The 16,947-nt window shown below is 44.1% G+C and carries 16 protein-coding genes; 10 read left to right on the top strand and 6 right to left on the bottom strand.

Features of this window, described 5'->3' with window-relative positions; all coding sequences use genetic code 11:
* Nucleotides 1–604: 604 nt before the first annotated feature.
* Nucleotides 605–2,020 carry a UDP-N-acetylmuramoyl-L-alanine--D-glutamate ligase gene (gene murD, locus ACTQ9T_RS13900; protein WP_440465419.1) on the top strand — a complete coding sequence of 472 codons (1,416 nt, stop codon included), beginning with the start codon at nucleotides 605–607 and terminating at the stop codon, nucleotides 2,018–2,020.
* Nucleotides 2,021–2,336: 316 nt separating this feature from the next.
* Nucleotides 2,337–3,533 (top strand): putative lipid II flippase FtsW, encoded by a 1,197-nt coding sequence (gene ftsW, locus ACTQ9T_RS13895; RefSeq protein ID WP_189585987.1) that lies wholly within the window; start codon nucleotides 2,337–2,339, stop codon nucleotides 3,531–3,533.
* A 169-nt stretch (nucleotides 3,534–3,702) separates the two neighbouring features.
* On the opposite strand, the gene gluQRS is transcribed toward ftsW, so the two are convergent.
* The 6 genes from gluQRS to ACTQ9T_RS13865 all read right to left on the bottom strand — a co-directional run bounded on the left by gluQRS (nucleotide 3,703) and on the right by ACTQ9T_RS13865 (nucleotide 9,344).
* Complete coding sequence (gene gluQRS / locus ACTQ9T_RS13890; protein WP_440465436.1) at nucleotides 3,703–4,719, bottom strand: tRNA glutamyl-Q(34) synthetase GluQRS; 1,017 nt, start codon at nucleotides 4,717–4,719, stop codon at nucleotides 3,703–3,705.
* Between the two features lie 211 nt (nucleotides 4,720–4,930).
* Entirely contained in the window at nucleotides 4,931–5,371 is a 441-nt protein-coding gene (gene dksA, locus ACTQ9T_RS13885) for an RNA polymerase-binding protein DksA (protein WP_010197974.1), read from the bottom strand.
* 466 nt (nucleotides 5,372–5,837) lie between these two features.
* Nucleotides 5,838–6,686, bottom strand: a complete 849-nt coding sequence (locus tag ACTQ9T_RS13880; protein ID WP_201589994.1) for a metallophosphoesterase — start codon at nucleotides 6,684–6,686, stop codon at nucleotides 5,838–5,840.
* Between the two features lie 315 nt (nucleotides 6,687–7,001).
* Nucleotides 7,002–7,820, bottom strand: coding sequence for a metal ABC transporter permease (locus tag ACTQ9T_RS13875; RefSeq protein WP_440465418.1), 819 nt, complete (start codon nucleotides 7,818–7,820; stop codon nucleotides 7,002–7,004).
* A 76-nt stretch (nucleotides 7,821–7,896) separates the two neighbouring features.
* Nucleotides 7,897–8,694, bottom strand: coding sequence for a metal ABC transporter ATP-binding protein (locus ACTQ9T_RS13870; protein ID WP_227676210.1), 798 nt, complete (start codon nucleotides 8,692–8,694; stop codon nucleotides 7,897–7,899).
* 110 nt (nucleotides 8,695–8,804) lie between these two features.
* Nucleotides 8,805–9,344, bottom strand: a complete 540-nt coding sequence (locus tag ACTQ9T_RS13865; protein WP_440465417.1) for a Fur family transcriptional regulator — start codon at nucleotides 9,342–9,344, stop codon at nucleotides 8,805–8,807.
* Nucleotides 9,345–9,462: 118 nt separating this feature from the next.
* On the opposite strand from ACTQ9T_RS13865, the gene ACTQ9T_RS13860 reads away from it, so the two are divergent.
* The 8 genes from ACTQ9T_RS13860 to atpG all read left to right on the top strand — a co-directional run bounded on the left by ACTQ9T_RS13860 (nucleotide 9,463) and on the right by atpG (nucleotide 16,933).
* On the top strand, nucleotides 9,463–10,347 hold the full coding sequence (locus ACTQ9T_RS13860; RefSeq protein ID WP_440465416.1) for a metal ABC transporter solute-binding protein, Zn/Mn family: 885 nt from the start codon (nucleotides 9,463–9,465) through the stop codon (nucleotides 10,345–10,347).
* Nucleotides 10,348–10,722: 375 nt separating this feature from the next.
* Nucleotides 10,723–11,121 (top strand): ATP synthase subunit I, encoded by a 399-nt coding sequence (locus ACTQ9T_RS13855; protein ID WP_189586002.1) that lies wholly within the window; start codon nucleotides 10,723–10,725, stop codon nucleotides 11,119–11,121.
* Nucleotides 11,122–11,808: 687 nt separating this feature from the next.
* Complete coding sequence (gene atpB / locus ACTQ9T_RS13850) at nucleotides 11,809–12,678, top strand: F0F1 ATP synthase subunit A (RefSeq protein WP_010197962.1); 870 nt, start codon at nucleotides 11,809–11,811, stop codon at nucleotides 12,676–12,678.
* 33 nt (nucleotides 12,679–12,711) lie between these two features.
* Complete coding sequence (gene atpE, locus ACTQ9T_RS13845; RefSeq protein WP_010197960.1) at nucleotides 12,712–12,960, top strand: F0F1 ATP synthase subunit C; 249 nt, start codon at nucleotides 12,712–12,714, stop codon at nucleotides 12,958–12,960.
* Nucleotides 12,961–13,077: 117 nt separating this feature from the next.
* Nucleotides 13,078–13,548 (top strand): F0F1 ATP synthase subunit B, encoded by a 471-nt coding sequence (locus ACTQ9T_RS13840; protein WP_010197957.1) that lies wholly within the window; start codon nucleotides 13,078–13,080, stop codon nucleotides 13,546–13,548.
* Nucleotides 13,549–13,561: 13 nt separating this feature from the next.
* A complete protein-coding gene (locus ACTQ9T_RS13835) occupies nucleotides 13,562–14,185 on the top strand; it encodes a F0F1 ATP synthase subunit delta (RefSeq protein WP_189586005.1) in 624 nt (207 codons plus the stop codon).
* Between the two features lie 93 nt (nucleotides 14,186–14,278).
* Nucleotides 14,279–15,823 carry a F0F1 ATP synthase subunit alpha gene (gene atpA / locus ACTQ9T_RS13830; protein ID WP_010197953.1) on the top strand — a complete coding sequence of 515 codons (1,545 nt, stop codon included), beginning with the start codon at nucleotides 14,279–14,281 and terminating at the stop codon, nucleotides 15,821–15,823.
* 228 nt (nucleotides 15,824–16,051) lie between these two features.
* On the top strand, nucleotides 16,052–16,933 hold the full coding sequence (gene atpG, locus ACTQ9T_RS13825; RefSeq protein WP_010197952.1) for a F0F1 ATP synthase subunit gamma: 882 nt from the start codon (nucleotides 16,052–16,054) through the stop codon (nucleotides 16,931–16,933).
* Nucleotides 16,934–16,947: the final 14 nt, after the last annotated feature.

The following is a 16,947-nucleotide window of genomic DNA, read 5'->3' as shown; positions in this document are numbered from 1 at the left end:
AAATGATCGCGTTATTACAGGTCGTTATAATCAGTGCTACTAAACGTACTTTTATTATGCTGTTGCTTCATTACCAATCGATAATTAGCTAGCAGCACGCCCATCAATTTATTGATTGGTATCGCTAATACGCTCACCAATAGTCAATATGATGACAGTGCCTAAAATATAAGGCCTAAAATATAGTGTTTAAAATACAGTGTCTAAAATAAAGTATAAGAACCGCCATGACGTACCGCGGTAGAAGGAGATAAATAATCTATCAGACAAAAGCGCATAAGTAGATCGAAGCCAGTGTCTGCCATCTCATTACCTCAATAGGAATCGTTGCGGAAGCAGCGTGACAATAGCGCGGTAAATGTGACAACATGCTAAACTAAAATGCTTAGGTGAAATATCTAGCCCAAATATCTGTTTAGGCCGATATTATAGCATTAGCTACTCAATATAAAAACAGCCGCATAATAGCACAAAGTCATAAAAAACCAGTACCGAAATCTGAACGATACCGTTATCATGCTCTTCATCTTAACAGTATCATTCAGACGGTCTAAACCACGTATATGCTTGATGCCATTTTGTTCGTCCAATAGAAGGAAGAGATATGACCACCCTCACCGCAACAGAAACCTTACTTCATAAGGGCAGTGGTCTACAAGTCGTGGTCGGTTTGGGACAGTCAGGGCTTTCAGTAGCGAACTATCTTACCAAGCAAGGCTACCATGTGGCTGTCACTGACAGTCAGCCGACGCCTGCCTTAGCAGATCAACTACCAGCAGCCGTTGATATTCGCCAATTTGGAGCGATAGATGCAGAATTATTGCAACAAGCGGCACGGATCATTATCAGCCCAGGTATTTCTCTAGATACCGACGCGGTTGCCGCCGCCCGTCGCGCCAACATTCCTGTGGTCAGTGATATTCAGCTGTTCTGCGAAGCCTGCACCGTACCGATCGTTGCTATTACTGGCTCCAATGCCAAAAGCACGGTGACGACTTTGGTCGGACAGATGGCGGCGGATGCCGGTGTCAATGTGGGCGTCGGTGGTAATATCGGCGTGCCAGCACTTAATCTACTTGCCAATCCCGATATGCAATTGGCGGTGCTTGAGCTGTCAAGCTTCCAGTTAGAGACCGTGACCAATTTAGGTGCGCAAGTGGCAACTGTTCTTAATATGTCACCCGATCATTTAGATCGCCATGGTGATATGCTGGGCTATCATCAAGCCAAGCATCGTATCTTTCAAGGTGCCAAATCGGTGGTGATCAATCGTGAAGATGCGCTGACTCGACCGTTGGTAGCGGATAATTTGCCACGTCTGAGCACGGGTATCCATGCTCCTGATAAAGGCCACTATGGTCTCATCACTGATCCAGAAGGACAGATTTATCTTGCACGTGGGACCGATCGGTTGCTATCAGCGGACAAACTACAAATTAAAGGGCGTCACAATTTGCTCAATGCGCAAGCGGCTTTGGCACTAGGTGAGCTTGCTGGCTTACCACTAGATAGCATGCTGAACACCCTGCAACAGTTCACAGGTCTCGAGCATCGCTGCCAATACGTCGCCACTGCGGCAGGCCTTGATTATTTCAACGATTCAAAAGGCACCAATATTGGCTCGACCATGGCGGCTATCGAAGGATTAGGCGCGGTCTATGCACCAAAAGACGGTAAGCTGTTGTTAATCTTAGGCGGACAGGGTAAAGGTCAACAGTTCGGTGAATTGACGCCTTTTATCAATAAATATGTCAGCCAAGTACTATTTATTGGTGAAGACGCTAAGCAGATTGAGCAGCATCTACGTGCAACGAAATTAAGTGATGAAGTGGCGCTGCATCAATGCCAAACGTTAGAAAGTGCATTTGCCACCATTCAACAAGTCACTATAAGCAGCTTGTCACAAGTGCAAGCCGTGTTATTATCGCCAGCCTGTGCCAGCTTTGATCAATTTAGTGGTTATGCGGCTCGTGGTGAGCATTTTAGCCAGCTGGTCAGTCAGCTTGCGACAGATATTTAAATAGCATTAGCTAAATATTGGGCAACTGCACAGCAATACAAACACAGCAGTGTGTAGCCAATCGCATTTTGTTGATAAATGATTGTTTTGCTTATAGATTACTGCTACTGTCAATAATCAATCAGGCAGTTTGCTGACTTTATTATTATAACAGTGATAATGGATACAATAATCCTAGGATAGCTGCCAAATCAGGCGTTATTCTTCTAGTATTGACGGGCTATTATGGTCCGTGTGGTACGATCTACTTTATATTTTTTATACGGTGGCGTTGCATAAACGCCGTGTTTTTTCGTTTGTTAGTGTATATAAAATTATGGCGCTCTCTTCTCTTTTTCGTTCGTCTCCCCAATCGCAGCAAGCCTCTGGCTCAGATGGCATTCTCTCTATGCCGTCAGCGCGTGCAATTTTATTAGCGAGTGTCGGCTGTATGCTGGTGCTCAGTCTACTGATGGTCGCTTCTGCTTCTATTCCCTTCGCGCTCAGTCGCGGCATGACGGAGCTGTATTTTTTTAGAAACCAGCTACTCTATATGGGAATTGGACTAATCGCTGCCGCTTTTCCTTATTACTTAGTATCCTTACGAACCTTATATAAGACAGAGACTCAGTTTCTCCTGTTAGCCATTACGGGGGGCTTGTTGGTTTTAACTTTGTTTGGCACGCCAATTAATGGCTCTAAGCGCTGGTTAAATCTAGGGTTTTTGAACTTTCAGGTCGCAGAATTGGCCAAACTGGTCATGATTGTATTCGTGTCTGATTTTGTCGTGCGTCGATCTTTTGAGGTTCGTAATGGCTGGGATGGCTTTTTACGGATATTTTTAGTGGTCGGCATGATCACGCTATTATTATTATTACAGCCAGATTTTGGCTCTTTGGTGGTCATTGTTGGCACCGTCTTCGCGATATTTTATATCGCTGGCGCACCTTACAAGCAGTTCTTGGCATTGGGCGGCTTGGTGGCTGGATTGGCAGTACTGGCAGTGACCTTGGTGCAATATCGCTTGGTACGTGTGATGTCGTTTTTGGATCCTTTTGACGATGTGCAAGACACCGATTATCAGCTGGCACGCAGTTTGATTGCCTTTGGTCGTGGTCAGTTCACCGGCGTCGGTTATGGTGAAAGCGTACAAAAACTGTCACATTTACCTGAAGCGCATACGGATTTTTTATTAGCCATTACGGGTGAAGAGCTGGGTTTTGTGGGGGTCGCAGTGGTATTACTGCTCGAGGCGCTCATCATTGGCAGTGCCATGCGTATCAGTTATAACGCGCTCAAGCGTCGCCAGATGCGTATGAGCTATACCGCTTTTGGTATCGGTGTGGTCTTTATCGCGCAAACGATTATCAATGCGGCGATGAATATGGGTGCCATTCCGACCAAAGGTTTGACCATGCCATTCTTTAGTTACGGTGGCTCATCCATGCTCATCAGCTTAGTGATGGTTGCCTTGCTGTTAAAGATTTATAAAGAAAGCCCTGAGATTGAAAAAAGCCAGTGCCGTTATTATTAGCAGGTTTGGTGGCTAATAGCTTTGATACTTAGGAAGTTTGAATATTATCAGCTTTGGTACTTAAACTTTTTGATAATTAGAGTTCTTAATAATTAGTAAGCCTAAAAATCTTTGATATATAGGTGTTAATCTGTAGAAAAGCGTCGCCAGCAGCGGCGCTTTTTGTTTTTTAATAATTGGGCAGATTTAGTGCGCTTTTGCCTTGTAGCGGAGTGTTATCCCATTGTGCAATTGATTGCGCTAACATACGGGTTGGCGTATCTCTATCGACCGCTGGTTGCTGTAATAGCTGCAAAGCGTCAGCGATAAGCTTACTTGGATCGCGAGTATCAATAGGTTGGGCAAGGTTCTGCTTGGAGAGCTTTTGCCCGTCAGAATTGCATATCAAGGGCAGATGATACCAGTGATCGATAGCTGGTAGGTTAGCTGCCTGCATGATACTAATCTGAGCAGTGGTCATGGGTAAAATGTCCAAACCACGCATAATATGAGTGACTTGTTGTAGCCCATCATCGAGGCTGGCGGCTAAGATATAATTGATCATGCCGTCTTGGCGTCGAACCACCATATCCCCTAAGGTTTGTTGTGGATTATCCCATTGCAATCCTTGAATACCATCGCTAAACCCGATTCTATGGTCTGGCAGTTGTATGCGCAGCTTGTGTTGTTGACGATCGAGATTGGCATTGAGGCAGCAGCGCGGATAGCGTTGTCTATTGGGCAGCAGTTGCTTAATATCTGTAGCATTCAAACCTGCTGGTAGAGGCTCTAAATCTTGAGTCGTCGAGGATGCTTGTGCTTGCTGAGACCAATAGCGCTCTAAGTCCTTACGTGAGCACTGACAGCCATAAGTCAGTGGCAGCAGGGCTGACGACAAGTAGTCGTTGTAGATATCAATGCGCTCAGACTGATAAATGACATCGCCGTCCCACTGTAGCCCGAGCACTTCTAAATCTATAAGAATCTGCTCAGTGAATTGTCTGTCACAGCGTTCCGTGTCGGTATCTTCGATACGCAGCAGCCATTTGCCACCGAGCGACTTGATATGGCAAAAGCTGGCAAGCGCAGTGGTCAAGGAGCCAAGATGCAGCTCACCTGTGGGTGAAGGCGCAAAGCGACCGATAGGAGGTGATGATGGCTGCTGATGGAGAATAGGAGTATGGGCAGTTTGCAAAATAGGGGTTATCAAAGTAATGACTATCAATGTAGGAGGATATAGCTAGAATAAAGAAGAACGGAGCAAAAAGATATTTATTAAATATGCTTGTTTTGTTAGTAAATTAAGAAAGCTATTTGTAGAACGAGATCTATAAAACGTAAAGAGCGACCAATAAATGGTCGCTCTTTATTGTAAAGCCTGTCAGCACGCATTTACATGCACTGGCATAAGGGTGCGTTTAGGTATGACCTTGGTTTTGACGCTCTTTGATCTCAGATAACGTCTTGCAGTCGATACATTGAGTGGCTGTTGGACGTGCTTCAAGACGACGCAAGCCAATCTCTACCCCGCAAGTTTCACAAAATCCATAATCATCATTGTCAATTTCTGCCATAGATTTATCGATTTTGCGAATGAGCTTACGCTCACGGTCACGCGTACGCAACGTCAGGGCAAACTCTTCTTCTTGAGTGGCGCGGTCATTAATATCCGGCATGGCGCTAGACTCATCTTGGATATAAGTCTTGGTGCGATCTGCTTCGCCAATCAGTTGCTGCTTCCAATCCAACAAAATAGCCTTAAAATGCTCTAACTGCGCATCAGACATATACTCTTCGTCTTTGGCAGGCACATAAGGAGTAAACTTAACATCACTCGGATTCGTGGTCACGGTGCTCATATGGGTATCCTACTTTTTCAAATTAATTCAATAAAACGACATATCAAAAGACAAGACGTTATAAGTTTAACAAACGCGATAAGTTGTCCCTTTATAAAACGTTTTACCACTTGGTAACACAAGTAACACAGCTGAACTCATCGTACGGTTATATTGATATGTTTATATCAATGGTCAGGTATATTGTTATGCATATTTTTATTTAAATGGCTGGGCCTAAATAATGCGACAAATGACTGACTGTGAAAACTTAGCTTGTGGTCAATGTAGCCATCCTAGCTATTATAATTTTGCTTGCGATTAGACGCGTTACCATCCTAACGCGGTTTGGTTTTATCAGTATCGTTATTCACTTATCATAAAGCAAAGTTTGATTTTGCCAACCATATGGACGAAATTTTTTGTATTAAATCAAACATATGGACAAAGACAATCACAGTGTTATTGACGCCGATAAAACTGGGCATCAAGTATCCAACCTTTTAACCCAGCTTGCAACCTCTCCATTGTTGGCTAATTGCAACCAGCGATAACCGGGGCGCGCATTTTCATCGTAAGCAAAGTCATCCCTATAAGGCTTAAACTGATAGCAAGTCGAGGGCGTGCTATAAACGCTGACCCCTTGACGGTGGCGCACTTGTGCTTGATGGGTATGACCGCTAATGATTACTTTTAATTGCTCAAACGGGGCCATATGCTGCCAGAAAGCCTCGGTATTCTTTGCCATATGAGTATCGATCCAGTCAGACTCTATCGGTATAACGTGGTGATGCAAGGCAATGAGCGCAGGTTTACTGCATTCTTGCAACTGCACACATAACCAGTCAATATCGGTTGTTGTCACTTCTCCTGCCACCTGCCCAGAAATAGAGGAATCCAGTAATAGCAGCTGCCAATATTCCGTTTCAATAACGTGTCGACTTAGCAAACGCGTATCCATCGGCTGGGCGACGAGCTCCCGCTCAAAAAAAGGTAAATCGCTACCAATCTCATCAGTGACATCATGATTGCCAGCAATACAGGCAAAAGGAATATCAGTCGCTTGTAACACCTCAAAAATATGGTCGTAGATAGCTGGCTTTACTTTATTTACCAAGTCGCCCGTCACCACGATCAGGTCACAGCGGATGTCTTCATTTAATGCTTGTTCGATGACTTTTTCAAAGCTATGCTGACAGACAGATATATCGGAATTATTGTCAATGTCGTCATTAGCTGGGGCAGAGGTGGGCGTTGATAAGTGCAAATCAGTGATCTGCAACACGTTTAGCTGTTCATCTGGCGTGCTGATGTTATTGGCAGGATAGCTTAGCATTGGGTCAGTCCCTTATCGAATCAAAACAAGTATTGCTATTAAAACGAATATGGATAAATCGATCACTTTTAGTTACGGGGTCTTATGGCGCATTTCTCCCATCCTTGATGGAAGATGTTGCCGCTTATAGCCCTACACTTACAAAACGAGCGATATGCAGCATTCTACTAACTATTACATTGATAGCATTAGGGAAAGTTTATATCATAAAGTGAATGAAAGCTCTAGCAATATTGATGAAATAAAGTTGGATAAAAGCCTAATGATCAGCTAAGGCATATAAAAAGCCTCTACGTAACAATAAAGATGGCATAACTAACGGCGCATCGTCCAAAATTTTGCCGTTAGCACCTTTGATAAAATCAGCGCTGCAAAAAATAAAATAGCCAATACCAGTACGATAGATAGTCCAGTCTGAATATCCAGCCAAATACTGCCCCAAACACCTAAGGTGACCCCAAGCTGAGCGATAAGCAGCGCAATAATCACCATTTGTTTTGGCGAGGCTGACCATAGACGTGCTGTTAAAGCCGGTAGCACCAGCAAGCCACTGATTAATAAGCTACCCACTGCTTGTAGAGCAATGGCACAAAACCCTGCCAATAATCCCATAAAAAACAGCCGTTGCCGTGTTGGGTTGACGCCTTGAATCCGTGCTAACGCTTCGTGAGTGGCAAGCTTAATTTGTGCGGGCCAAATATACGTGAGCAATACCAGTCCTACCAGCACACTACCGCCTATCAATGGCAAGTCTGCCCAATCAAGCTCGAGCAAATTACCAAACAAAAACCCCAGCACGTTGGCTTGCTGATCGGTCAGCTGGGTCAGCGCTAACAGCCCTAAACATAGCAGCGACACTGCAACCACCGCCAGTACGGAATCGACGGGCAAACGCTCATCATCTATGAGCACGAGTCCTAGTACCACTATCACGCTAACCAATGCAATGCCAATCCCCATCGGTAATTGCCACCACACTGCCAATGCGACGCCCAGCAATGTGCCATGTGCCAATGCATCGGCAAAAAATGCCATGCGTCGCCACAATACCAAACACCCTAGGGGCGCTGATAGCAATGCTAAAATACTGCCAGCAATCCAAGCAGGCGCAATAATGGCTAACCAAGCACTCATATCATGTATCCAATAAACGGTTTATAAAATAAAGGTCGTAAAGCAGCTTTTTGCTTTAGTCGTTTGGTTATGATGATTACAACTCGCTTGGCGCGTGATGTTCACAGGCATGCGGCTGATGCACATAAGGCTGCTCATAATGATGACCAAACAGCTTTTGAAACTCACTACTAATGGCAAGCTCGCTTGGTTGTCCCTCGCAGCAAATATGCTTATTCAGACAAATGACCCGTCGGCTGCCTTTCATCACCCAATGCAAATCGTGTGACACTACCAGCATGGCACAGCGTAAGAAGTCTGGTAGTTCATCAATAAACTGATAAAGCCAAACCTCGGTATCAGGATCAAGTCCTTGCATCGGCTCATCTAGAATCAATAAATTAGGCTTATCTAACAAGGCACGAGCCAATAAAACTCGCTGCGTTTCACCACCGGACAAGTGCAGCATTTGCCGTGATAGCAGGTGCGTCAACGATAAATTATCAAAGATAAACTGGCGTTGCTCAGCCGTTAAGCGTTTCTTATCTGCTTGCGCCAATAAGTCGCAGACTCGTAATGGCAATATTGGCGGTACCGCAAAGCGCTGCGGCACATAGCCAAGCTGTAACTTATGATGGGGCGTCATTTGCCCTTTAGTTGGCTCAATCAACCCTAAAATAAGCTTAACCAACGTCGATTTACCAGCGCCATTTGGCCCAATGAGACTGACTGTCTCGTTAACGGCAATATCGATATTAATATGTGATAACAAGCGTTGCGAACCAATGTCATAGCTGATATCGCTTAAGCTCAGCAGCTGGCTAGCTTGGTTGGTCTTATTATCCAGACTGATAGACGCAGACGATTGCTCTGATGGTGAAATGGGCAGGCTCATAGGCTAGTGACTAATATATTGGTAAATGATAAATGGCTGAGTACTTAATGCTAAATACTGAATAATAAGTACCTAGATCAGTACTTAATAAAGAAAAAATACAGCAAGCTTTATTGGCATGCTTGGCAACGTCCACTGAGCTCAATGACACTACGAGCGACGATAAAACCCACATCTTGCTCCGCAAAGCTCATCATTTCTTGTACCGGTAAGCTGCTACATTCTTGCACCCGCTGGCATTGATCGCAAATTAAAAATGCGGCGGTATGCTGGGCGCGTGGGTGACAGCAGGGTACATAAGCATTGATAGAGGTTAGTTGATGTATCAAGCCTTCGCCCAACAAAAACTCCAAACTGCGATAAACCGTTGGTGGCGCGACATTCTTTGGCGTCTGCTGATTGGTCGGCGCAGAATCCTGTGCATCCGGTTCTGACAAGCGCATTTGCTGCAATTGTGTGATCAAGTCGTAGGCACCAACGGGCTTATTAGCGGCCAATACTAACTGATATATCTGCTGCCGCAATGGCGTGAAGCGTACACCACTTATGCGGCATTGTTCTTTTGCCGCCGTCAAGCGCTCGGTTACATCATGCGCGGTAAAATGTTGCACATCGTGCAAATGTTCGCATGTCGATGAAGTAGTGAACATAGGACAAACTCCTAAAAAATATGACGCCTTTTTATGATGGCGTTTTTTATTGTTATAGTATAACATAATGAAATGAAAAACAGGTATGCTGCCTCAACTTAATATTAAAGAGCCTATTATGAATTCATTTTTCAGCCATTCTTTACGCTCGATCATTGTACTACAGCGACTGCTCATTACTGGGATAGTCGCGTTAAGCTGTCTGACGTTGAGCGCCCAAGCCGCCACCGTTAGCGTGAGTAATTATCCATTGTTCTTGTTGAGTCAAGCCGTGACGGAAGGTGCGCCGCCTGCCAAGCAATTATTGCAAGCAGGGGAGGTGGGGCATCACGGCAGTATTAGTCCGGGCGATATAAAAGCCATTCAAGACAGCAAGTTTGTGGTATGGTTTGGCGAGCCATTAGAAAACAATTTGGCCGCCAGTCTCAATAGCGCGCCCAATGCCATTGCCTTATTTAAGTTTGATGCCTTTAACCGTCATCCACTGCGCGATGTCAAAGGCGAAGCTATCGCTGGCACGCTAGATCCGCATATTTGGCTCGATCCTGAAAATGCCAAAGCTATCACCCGTGCGCTTGCCGTGATTCATAGCCATGCAAATCCACAATATAAAGCTCTCTATCAAGCCAATGCACAAAAATTTGCCAAGCGACTGGATAAAGGAGTGCTGGCTATAAAGCAGAGTACAGCGACAAAAGCATTGCCTTATTGGGCGTATCACGATGCCTATCAGTATATGGAGGACAGCTTAAAGCTACAGCTCGTTGGCAGTCTAAGCACCGATCACCATTTAGCGCCAAAAGCCAGTCAGTTGCGCTGGCTAAATGAGAAGCGTCCTGCCAAGCAAATGTGTTTGGTTAGTCCAAGTGCGCCAGCTAAAGGGTTGCTCGCTAAGCTACAACCTGTGAAGAGTACCGTGCAAGCTGAAGACATGAGCACCAGTAAAGACTTCGTTAGTGGCTGGCAGAGTATGGCGCAGCAAATCCGCCAATGTATCGCATAGCCATTTTTAGTTACTCACTCACTTTTGTTAAGAGTAAAGGCATGCCCTAGCATAAAACGTTATTTAAAAGGGTCTTAGCGCTCGATAGCATTATCAAATTGTCGAGCGTAAAGAGCTTTGTTTTATAAGATATTAGCTAGGCTTTACTAAGTTTTTAGAGGGAGCGTTAGCGCTAAACAATCAAATGCTTGATAAGACGCATATTTTACTTGCTAATCGCGCGCGCGCTCCCTATAATAAGTGGCGTTTTATTTTGGTTAAAAGGCAACGTCTGTATAGTGACTTTTCATGGATAAAATGGTCATGAATAAACTGGTCACGGATAAAATCGTGGCAAATATGCGACATTATCCCAATACTATAGGATAGCTGCTGATGACCAAGCCTGCCAAACGCACGCAAAAAGATGAGATTGGCATCTACCTGAAACGCCAAGCATGGATTTTATTTATCCTGATTATTATTGGCTGGGTAGTAGATGTGACTTGGCTAGACAGTGGGCTGATAGTAGCAAAAAGTACCTCGATCGGTGCGCTACTTAGTTTCGCCACACAAGCCGTCTTTGCAAATTTTATCTTTTGGCATACTGGATATCGCGCGCGCCGACACATTGTCAGCCAGCTATATCGAGGTCAGATGGTCAAATGGCTACTGACAGTGTTTGGTTTCGCACTAATTTTTATTACCGTACAACCCCTATCAGCGCCTGCGTTGTTCATCGGTTTTATGGTAATGCAAATTAGTCACAGTTGGATGTTGTGGCACATACGCTAGCACTCTTTACGATCAGTATTGAAGTGAGTAAGTATCTATTAGCGTTAGATAAGTCATCCTGCCGTCCAACTTCTCTATGGCTAGCTTCACAAAGCCAAAAGAATGACAAATAACTGATTTGACGTTAAGGTATGGACTTATAAGTTACTGCTATAAGTCGTTGAAATTAGCGTAAAAAGTAAAAATAGTCTTATAGATAAGATATAGTTTGGTTAATTGCCATCACTTATAATTTTATTTTTACAATTTCACGAATGATGCAAACCCATGCCACTAAAGGTCAATAGCCGCTAACTTGTTCATACAGCGGATAAAAAAGTCATAATAGACTTTACACGAATACAACGCTGCATTAATATAGGCAGCTAACTGCTTTGTTTTTGGACGCTATATTAAGCGTTTGCCTAAAAAGGCAGGTATGAGCAGACACCTATTCGATATAAACATTAAAGGGCTATTAATGAATAATCATAAGCCCTTTTTTGATAGCTAAAATTTATACTAAGCTAGGTATATAGCACTAGTAAATAGAACTATGGGTTGGATGTTGTTGGTTACATGAGCGCCTTGGTTGGTTTTATCTCCTTACGTGAGACACGTGGGAAAAAGACCCACCAATCGCCTCATCAGATGACAACCGTATTTTTGGTAGTTGATTAAATCGTTGATTAATAAGAAGCTTACATTATGGCATCCGAGCAACAAACATCATCAGAATATATCTCTCACCACTTAACGAATTGGACGTACGGCTATTTGCCGGGCGAAGGCTGGAAAGTTGCCTATACTGCTGAAGAAGCAGGGCTTATGGGCTTTAAAGCTATCCATCTTGATTCTATGCTTTGGTCAGTTGGCCTGGGTATCTTATTTTGCACCATCTTTTGGATGGTTGCCAAAAAAGTCACTTCAGGCGTACCAAGCAAAACTCAGGCAGCAGTTGAGTTGATCGTTGAGTTTGTTGATAACAACGTTCGTGATTCGTATAGTGGTACCTCAAAACTGATTGCGCCACTGGCGTTGACTATTTTTGTGTGGATCTTCTTGATGAACTTGATGGATTTATTGCCTATCGACTTTATTCCAAGTCTTGCGGGGCAAGTTGGCGCCATGATGGGTCATGATCCACATCACGTATTCTTCAAGATTGTGCCAACGACTGATCCTAACATCACGCTTGGCATGTCATTTTCTGTCTTTGCGCTGATTATCTTTTATAGCATTAAAGAAAAAGGGTTGGGTGGTTTTGTCGGTGAGTTAACGCTCCATCCGTTTAGTGCCAAAAACCCAATCATGCAAGCCATTTTGATTCCCATTAACTTTATTCTAGAAGCAGTTACCTTGATTGCAAAGCCTGTATCACTTGGCTTGCGTCTATTCGGTAACATGTATGCTGGGGAATTGATTTTCATACTGATTGCCCTGATGCCGTTTTGGATTCAATGGGCGTTATCAGTACCGTGGGCGATCTTCCACATCTTAATTATTACACTTCAAGCGTTCGTATTTATGATGCTAACGATAGTTTACATGTCGCTTGCATCATCAACTGAACATTAATTAGACATTCAATAGGTAAATGAGGATACATCAATGGATCCAGTATTAGGTGGTTACACAGTTATAGCAGTAGCGCTACTTATCGGTCTTGGCGCACTTGGCACAGGTATTGGTTTTGCTATTCTAGGCGGCAAATTCTTAGAAGGTGTTGCGCGTCAGCCAGAACTTGGCTCACAATTGCAAACTCGTATGTTCATCGTAGCAGGTCTTCTTGATGCTATTCCGATGATCGGTGTTGGTATTGCTATGCTATTGTTATTCGCTAACCCTCTAGCAGGTTAATCAGAAAGCTCAGTTGTAAATGTTTGGTAGTCAAAGTTTGTATCTTAACCATAGCCAAAGTTTGGCTATCAAATATGATCAATGAAACTGATTTTTCATTAACAAAGAGGTGATCACGTGAATATCAATTCTACCCTCATCGGTCAAGCCATTGCTTTTGCAATCTTTGTGATGTTCTGCATGAAATTCGTGTGGCCACCACTTATCGGTGCCATCAATGAGCGTCAGCGTAAAATTGCTGAAGGCTTGAATGCCGCAGAAAAAGCAAAAGCAGATCTGGCGACCGCGGAGCAAGATGTCCAGCAGGAGCTTAATCTTGCAAAGACCAAAGCTGCTGCTCTAATCGAGCAAGCGAACAAGAGCGCCAACCAGCTTGTCGAAGATGCCAAAACGCAAGCCCAAGCGGAAGGCGAGCGCATTCGTCAACAAGCGCAAGCATCTATCGACCAAGAAATCAATCAAGCGCGTGAATCATTGCGTGCCCAAGTTGCTGAACTGGCTGTGCTTGGTGCAGAAAAGATTTTGCAAGACAAAGTCGATGTGCAAAAACATGCCAGTATGTTAGACCAACTGGCGGCGAAGCTGTAATTGTGAGGATATAATGGCTGACTTATCAACCTTAGCACGACCGTACGCTAAAGCCGCGTTTGACTATGCCAATGAAAACGGGGTAGTAAATGAGTGGGAAAACTTCTTATTTATTGCCAGTAACATTGTCAATGACAAGTCGTTCAGTACTTGGCTAGACAATCCAGCTGTTTCTGCTGAGCATAAGTCAGCTGCTTTGATCGATCTTTATGATACACAAGTAGCTAGCGCTGATGATTCTGCTTTTAAGCAGTTATTAGGTGAGGCCCAAGGGGCTCGTCCAGACAACAACGCCAGCTATCCAAAAGTATCAGTGGCACTTAGTAACTTCGTTAATCAGTTATCAGAACAAGAGCGTCTGGCGCTGCTTCCTGAAGTTTATGCGCATTATCGCCGTCATAAGGCAACCAGCTTAAAGCAGCTTGATGCCTACGTGACCTCCGCCTATCCATTGACCGATGCACAGCGTGATATGCTCCAAACACGTCTTGCTGCTTCGCTAAATGCTAGTGTGGTGATTCATGAGTCGGTTGATCCTAGTCTTTTGGCTGGCGCTACGATCAAAGTCGGTGACAAAATCATTGATGATTCGATGCGCGGCAAGTTACAACAGTTAAAAACACAGCTAACTGCCTAATGCCATTCATCAACGTAGCCATATAAAAACTGCGTGATAGTAAGAGCATTTAAGTCAGTGGGCGGGTTATCATAAATTAAAGGAAACAAGGCAATGCAACAATTGAATCCAGCGGAAATCAGTAACCTGATTAAGCAGCGTATTCAAGACCTTGATGCGGGTGCAACTGCAAAGAATGAAGGCACGATTGTCAAAGTATCTGACGGTATCGTGCAGATTCATGGTCTTGAAGATGCCATGTACGGCGAAATGATTGAGTTTGAAGGTGAAATCTATGGGATGGCGCTTAACTTAGAGCGTGATTCTGTTGGTGCGGTAGTACTGGGCGACTTCCTAAAACTACAAGAAGGCCAAAAAGCCTATTGTACTGGTCGCATTCTTGAAGTACCCGTAGGTCCTGAGCTGCTAGGCCGTGTTGTTGATGCTTTGGGTAATCCTATTGATGGCAAAGGTCCTATCGATGCCAAAATGACTGACAAAGTCGAAAAAATCGCCCCAGGCGTGATCGACCGTCAGTCAGTAGATCAACCAGTAATGACCGGTTATAAAGCCGTTGATACCATGATTCCAATCGGTCGTGGTCAGCGTGAGCTTATCATTGGTGACCGTCAGACGGGTAAAACCGCGATGGCTATCGATGCGATCATTGCGCAAAAGTCATCTGGTATCAAGTGTGTATACGTGGCAATCGGTCAGAAACGTTCGACCATCGCAAACGTCGTACGTAAGCTTGAGCAAACTGGTGCCCTTGAATACACTACAGTAGTAGTTGCTTCAGCATCAGAGCCAGCAGCACTACAGTATATCGCACCGTATTCAGGTTGTACGATGGGCGAATACTTCCGTGACCGCGGCGAAGATGCCCTGATTGTCTTTGATGACTTATCAAAACAAGCAGTTGCTTATCGTCAGATTTCACTATTGCTACGTCGTCCGCCAGGTCGTGAAGCGTATCCTGGTGATGTATTCTATTTACATTCACGTTTACTTGAGCGTGCATCACGTGTAAACGCTGCGTACGTAGAAAAATTCACCAATGGTGAAGTAGTGGGTAAGACAGGTTCTTTAACCGCATTGCCTATTATTGAAACCCAAGCTGGTGACGTATCTGCATTCGTACCGACTAACGTGATTTCAATCACTGATGGTCAGATTTTCTTAGAGTCTAGCCTATTCAACTCAGGTATCCGTCCAGCAGTCAACGCTGGTATCTCGGTATCTCGTGTTGGTGGTGCTGCTCAGACTAAGATTATTAAGAAGCTGTCTGGTGGTATCCGTACCGCACTAGCCCAGTATCGTGAACTAGCAGCATTTGCTCAGTTTGCCTCAGATCTTGATGACGCGACTCGTGAACAGCTTGATCATGGTGAGCGTGTGACTGAACTGATGAAGCAAAAACAGTATCAGCCAATGTCTATCTCTGAGCAAGCAGCGGTTATCTATGCGTCGAACGAAGGTTTCTTATCAGACGTTCCAGTTGAAAAAATTGGTGCTTTCGAAGAATCTTACTTACGTTACATGCATGATGAGCAAAGTGAATTGATGCGTGAGATTGATGATACTGCGAACTATAATGATGATATCGCAGGTCGTTTAAAGTCAGCTTTAGAGACCTTTAAACAAAATCACAGTTATTAATTTAACGGGTTAAGCCGAACTGGTTATGGCTGTCGTTGACAGTTTATAAAGTGACGCGTTGTCTGATAAGCTTTTTGCTGAGACAGGCGCGTCATTACGTTAACCATCATCGGTATTAGATCGCGTGTTGCCACAAGATTTAAAATATTATTTGATCAGTTCAATGTCTTATATTAAAAAATTGTTGCAGGCGCCAATGCTTTTTAACCCTCTTATATTGGAATCATTATGGCAAGCTTAAAAGAGATACGTGCCAAAGTCACCAGTATTAAAAGCACCCAAAAAATTACTCGCGCTATGCAAATGGTAGCAGCAAGTAAGATGCGCCGTGCCCAAGAGCGCATGGAAGTGGGTCGCCCGTATGCTGATAGTATGCGCCGGGTTATTTCACATTTGGTGCATGCCTCATCAGACTACAAACATCCTTATATGGTATCGCGTCCGGTCAACAAGGTCGGCTATATTGTCGTTACCTCTGATCGTGGTCTCGCAGGTGGTTTGAATATTAACCTATTCAAAGCGCTAACCAAAAGCATTCAAGATTATCAAGATCAGTCTGTTCAAGCTGAGTTTGCAGTCATCGGTGCCAAAGGCGTCAGTTTCTTCAAAAATTTCGGCGGAAAAGTCACCTCAGCCGTGACCGACTATGGCGACAAACCAACGTTTGAGCAATTAAATGCACCCGTTCAGGCCATGCTTGAGGATTATAGTAACGGTAATATAGACCGTATCTATGTGGTATATAACAAATTCGTTAATGCCATGACTCAAAAGCCAACCGTCAATCAATTAGTACCTCTACCAGAGGGCTCATTTGGTGACGAAGAGAGCGGTATACAGACAGAACTTAGCTGGGATTATATCTACGAGCCTGACATCAAGACTTTGATTGATGAATTGCTTGGCCGTTATATTGAGTCGATTGTTTATCAAGCGGTAATGGAAAACATTGCCTCTGAGCAGTCGTCACGTATGGTTGCGATGAAAGCGGCAACAGATAATGCTGGTGACCTAATTAACGATTTACAGTTGGTTTATAACAAGCTGCGTCAAGCGGCGATTACCCGAGAAATCTCGGAAATCGTTGGCGGTGCTGCTGCTGTTTCATAATTGACTACACCTAT

This window comes from Psychrobacter sp. ASPA161_6, from assembly GCF_051970285.1.
Lineage (GTDB): Bacteria > Pseudomonadota > Gammaproteobacteria > Pseudomonadales > Moraxellaceae > Psychrobacter > Psychrobacter glaciei.
The sequence above is the reverse complement of the archived record's forward strand: the minus strand, read 5'-3'. Positions and strand labels throughout refer to the sequence as shown.